Origin of the sequence: Micromonospora sp. NRRL B-16802, assembly GCF_001279555.1 — a bacterium.
Taxonomy (GTDB): domain Bacteria; phylum Actinomycetota; class Actinomycetes; order Mycobacteriales; family Micromonosporaceae; genus Micromonospora; species Micromonospora profundi.
In genome coordinates this window covers 1-5,385 of sequence record NZ_LGEB01000093.1, presented here as the reverse complement: position 1 = coordinate 5,385, position 5,385 = coordinate 1, and the positions used below count along the sequence as shown (strand labels likewise).

Here is a 5,385-nt window from a genome sequence, read left to right as displayed (position 1 = left end):
CCTTCGGGTTTCTGGTCGGTGTGTGGTTGTTCTTTGAGAACTCAACAGGGTGCTTTGTAAAGCCAGTGCCAATTATGATTTATACCCCGGACTGGTCGGGCCTTTATGGTTTGGCTGGTTGGGATTCCTTTGGCAACAATTTGTTTGTTGTCAGGATGCTGTTCAACTAATTTTTTGTTGGAGAGTTTGATCCTGGCTCAGGACGAACGCTGGCGGCGTGCTTAACACATGCAAGTCGAGCGGAAAGGCCCTTCGGGGTACTCGAGCGGCGAACGGGTGAGTAACACGTGAGCAACCTGCCCCAAGCTTTGGGATAACCCTCGGAAACGGGGGCTAATACCGAATATTACTGCTGGTCGCATGGCTGGTGGTGGAAAGTTTTTCGGCTTGGGATGGGCTCGCGGCCTATCAGCTTGTTGGTGGGGTGATGGCCTACCAAGGCGACGACGGGTAGCCGGCCTGAGAGGGCGACCGGCCACACTGGGACTGAGACACGGCCCAGACTCCTACGGGAGGCAGCAGTGGGGAATATTGCACAATGGGCGGAAGCCTGATGCAGCGACGCCGCGTGAGGGATGACGGCCTTCGGGTTGTAAACCTCTTTCAGCAGGGACGAAGCGAGAGTGACGGTACCTGCAGAAGAAGCACCGGCCAACTACGTGCCAGCAGCCGCGGTAAGACGTAGGGTGCGAGCGTTGTCCGGATTTATTGGGCGTAAAGAGCTCGTAGGCGGCTTGTCGCGTCGACCGTGAAAACTTGGGGCTCAACTCCAAGCCTGCGGTCGATACGGGCAGGCTAGAGTTCGGTAGGGGAGACTGGAATTCCTGGTGTAGCGGTGAAATGCGCAGATATCAGGAGGAACACCGGTGGCGAAGGCGGGTCTCTGGGCCGATACTGACGCTGAGGAGCGAAAGCGTGGGGAGCGAACAGGATTAGATACCCTGGTAGTCCACGCTGTAAACGTTGGGCGCTAGGTGTGGGGAGCCTCTCCGGTTCTCTGTGCCGCAGCTAACGCATTAAGCGCCCCGCCTGGGGAGTACGGCCGCAAGGCTAAAACTCAAAGGAATTGACGGGGGCCCGCACAAGCGGCGGAGCATGCGGATTAATTCGATGCAACGCGAAGAACCTTACCTGGGTTTGACATGGCCGCAAAACTCGCAGAGATGTGAGGTCCTTCGGGGGCGGTCACAGGTGGTGCATGGCTGTCGTCAGCTCGTGTCGTGAGATGTTGGGTTAAGTCCCGCAACGAGCGCAACCCTCGTTCGATGTTGCCAGCGCGTTATGGCGGGGACTCATCGAAGACTGCCGGGGTCAACTCGGAGGAAGGTGGGGATGACGTCAAGTCATCATGCCCCTTATGTCCAGGGCTTCACGCATGCTACAATGGCCGGTACAATGGGCTGCGATACCGTGAGGTGGAGCGAATCCCAAAAAGCCGGTCTCAGTTCGGATCGGGGTCTGCAACTCGACCCCGTGAAGTCGGAGTCGCTAGTAATCGCAGATCAGCAACGCTGCGGTGAATACGTTCCCGGGCCTTGTACACACCGCCCGTCACGTCACGAAAGTCGGCAACACCCGAAGCCGGTGGCCCAACCCTTGTGGAGGGAGCCGTCGAAGGTGGGGCTGGCGATTGGGACGAAGTCGTAACAAGGTAGCCGTACCGGAAGGTGCGGCTGGATCACCTCCTTTCTAAGGAGCACCATCCACCGAAAGGTGGCATGGAGCCCGCACTGCCCGACTGTGGTGGTGGGGTGCTCAGATGGCGGAGACACTGGCAAGTTTTCCCTCGGCAACGGCCGGCGGCGCCTAGTACAGCCACTCTTGGGTGGTGGGAACGGTTGCGGTTGGTGCGGCTGAGGAAGGATGTAAGGCACCCTGTTGGGTCCTGAAAGAACAACCGTTGGTTGTTTCTTTCGGAGACTTGTCTGGCCCTCCGTGTGGGGGCTGGTGGTCTGCCAGGCATGGCCTGGTCCCGCATACCGTCCACTGTGGTGGTGCTGGTGTGGGGCTTGTGGGTTGTGGGTTGGTCGTTTGTTGAGAATTGCACAGTGGACGCGAGCATCTTTGTGGTCAAGTTGTCAAGGGCGAACGGTGAATGCCTTGGCACCAGGAGCCGATGAAGGACGTGGGAGGCCGCGATAGGCCTGGGGGAGCTGTCAACCAAGCTGTGATCCCAGGGTGTCCGAATGGGGAAACCTGGCACCAGTCATGTGGTGTCACCCACACCTGAACACATAGGGTGTGTGGGGGGAACGCGGGGAAGTGAAACATCTCAGTACCCGTAGGAAGAGAAAACAATTTAGTGATTCCGTGAGTAGTGGCGAGCGAAAGCGGATCGAGGCTAAACCGGCTGCGTGTGATACCTGTCAGGGGTTGCGTGGTCGGGGTTGTGGGACCCTGCTGAACAAGCTGACACTTGTTCGAGAAGTTACAAAGTCAGTGGCTAGTCGAACAGTCTGGAATGGCTGACCGTAGACGGTGAAAGTCCGGTAGGTGAAAGTTGCTGACCTTCTGTGGGTGTTCCCGAGTAGCGGCGGACCCCTGAAATCTGCCGTGAATCTGCCAGGACCACCTGGTAAGCCTAAATACTTCCTGGTGACCGATAGCGGACGAGTACCGTGAGGGAATGGTGAAAAGTACCCCGGGAGGGGAGTGAAATAGTACCTGAAACCGTTCGCCTACAATCCGTCGGAGCCTTGCGGGGTGACGGCGTGCCTTTTGAAGAATGAGCCTGCGAGTTAGTGGCATGTGGCGAGGTTAACCCGTGTGGGGGAGCCGTAGCGAAAGCGAGTCTGAATAGGGCGATTCAGTCGCGTGTCCTAGACCCGAAGCGGAGTGATCTAGCCATGGGCAGGCTGAAGCGCGGGTAAGACCGCGTGGAGGGCCGAACCCACCAACGTTGAAAAGTTGGGGGATGACCTGTGGTTAGGGGTGAAAGGCCAATCAAACTCCGTGATAGCTGGTTCTCCCCGAAATGCATTTAGGTGCAGCGTCGCGTGTTTCTTGCCGGAGGTAGAGCACTGGATGGTCTAGGGGGCCCACAAGCTTACCGAAATCAGCCAAACTCCGAATGCCGGTAAGTGAGAGCGCGGCAGTGAGACTGCGGGGGATAAGCTTCGTAGTCGAGAGGGAAACAGCCCAGATCACCAGCTAAGGCCCCTAAGCGTGTGCTAAGTGGAAAAGGATGTGGGGTCGCATAGACAACCAGGAGGTTGGCTTAGAAGCAGCCACCCTTTAAAGAGTGCGTAATAGCTCACTGGTCAAGTGGTTCCGCGCCGACAATGTAGCGGGGCTCAAGCACACCGCCGAAGCTGTGGCATTCACATTTTAACCTCGCTTGGACTTGATTCCTTGTGCAGGTGTGTGGATGGGTAGGGGAGCGTCGTGCCGCGAGTGAAGCAGCGGGGTGACCCAGTTGTGGACGCGGCACGAGTGAGAATGCAGGCATGAGTAGCGAAAGAAGGGTGAGAAACCCTTCCGCCGGATGACCAAGGGTTCCAGGGCCAGGCTAATCCGCCCTGGGTGAGTCGGGACCTAAGGCGAGGCCGAGAGGCGTAGTCGATGGACAACGGGTTGATATTCCCGTACCCGCGAAAGAGCGTCCCTGATGAACCTCGTTGTGCTAACCACCCGAGCTGCCTGATGTCTTCGGACGGATGGTGGGGAGCGTGGGAACCTGGCGGGTAGTAGTCAAGCGATGGGGTGACGCAGGAAGGTAGCTGAGCCCGGCCGGTGGTTGTGCCGGGGTAAGCGTGTAGGCCGTGTCGTAGGCAAATCCGCGACACTTTAAGGCTGAGACGTGATGCCGAGCCGATTCAGGTGAAGTCAGTGATCCTATGCTGCCGAGAAAAGCCTCTAGCGAGTTCTTAGCGGCCCGTACCCCAAACCGACACAGGTGGTCAGGTAGAGAATACCGAGGCGATCGGGCGAACTGTGGTTAAGGAACTCGGCAAATTGCCCCCGTAACTTAGGGAGAAGGGGGGCCGGAGACGTGAAGCCCCGCGCGGGTGGAGCGTTGTATGGCCGCAGAGAGCAGGGGGAAGCGACTGTTTACTAAAAACACAGGTCCATGCGAAGAAGTAATTCGATGTATATGGACTGACGCCTGCCCGGTGCTGGAACGTTAAGGGGACCTGTTAGCTCTTCGGGGCGAAGCGGAGAACTTAAGCGCCAGTAAACGGCGGTGGTAACTATAACCATCCTAAGGTAGCGAAATTCCTTGTCGGGTAAGTTCCGACCTGCACGAATGGCGTAACGACTTCCCCACTGTCTCAACCACAGGCCCGGCGAAATTGCAGTACGAGTAAAGATGCTCGTTACGCGCGGCAGGACGGAAAGACCCCGGGACCTTTACTATAGCTTGACATTGGTACTCGAATTAGCTTGTGTAGGATAGGTGGGAGCCGGTGAAGTCCATACGCCAGTATGGGTGGAGGCAATCTTGAAATACCACTCTGGTTGATTTGGGTATCTAACTTCGGACCGTTATCCGGTTCAGGGACAGTGTCTGGTGGGTAGTTTAACTGGGGCGGTTGCCTCCTAAAAGGTAACGGAGGCGCCCAAAGGTTCCCTCAGCCTGGTTGGCAATCAGGTGTTGAGTGCAAGTACACAAGGGAGCTTGACTGTGAGACTGACAGGTCGAGCAGGGACGAAAGTCGGGACTAGTGATCCGGCACTTGCGAGTGGAAGCGGTGTCGCTCAACGGATAAAAGGTACCCCGGGGATAACAGGCTGATCTTCCCCAAGAGTCCATATCGACGGGATGGTTTGGCACCTCGATGTCGGCTCGTCGCATCCTGGGGCTGTAGCAGGTCCCAAGGGTTGGGCTGTTCGCCCATTAAAGCGGTACGCGAGCTGGGTTTAGAACGTCGTGAGACAGTTCGGTCCCTATCCGCCGTGCGCGTAGGATACTTGAGAAGGGCTGTCCCTAGTACGAGAGGACCGGGACGGACGAACCTCTGGTGTGCCAGTTGTCCCGCCAGGGGCACGGCTGGTTAGCTACGTTCGGAAGGGATAACCGCTGAAAGCATCTAAGCGGGAAGCCTGCTTCAAGATGAGGTATCCCACCCACCTTTGGTGGGGTAAGGCCCCCAGCTAGACGACTGGGTTGATAGGCCGGAAATGTAAGCCCGGTAACGGGTTCAGTTGACCGGTACTAATAGGCCGAGGACTTGACTACTAAGCTGCTACGCGTCCACTGTGCAACTCTAGACAAACGAACAAGCCCCGGTTGTGTGGTGTTGTTTGATATGTCTATAGAGTTACGGCGGTCATGGCGGAGGGGAAACGCCCGGTTACATTCCGAACCCGGAAGCTAAGCCCTCCAGCGCCGATGGTACTGCACTCGTGAGGGTGTGGGAGAGTAGGACACCGCCGGACAATCTT

General features: G+C 57.4%; 3 rRNA genes. All 3 read left to right on the top strand.

The features are described 5' to 3' along the window. Positions 1-174: 174 nt before the first annotated feature. A 16S ribosomal RNA gene (locus tag ADK66_RS25410) occupies positions 175-1,689 on the top strand. Between the two features lie 379 nt (positions 1,690-2,068). Continuing rightward, positions 2,069-5,179 (top strand): 23S ribosomal RNA (locus ADK66_RS25405). A gap of 83 nt (positions 5,180-5,262) precedes the next feature. After that, positions 5,263-5,379, top strand: a 5S ribosomal RNA gene (rrf, locus tag ADK66_RS25400). Together the 16S, 23S and 5S rRNA genes form the textbook arrangement of a ribosomal RNA operon. Positions 5,380-5,385 lie beyond the last annotated feature (6 nt).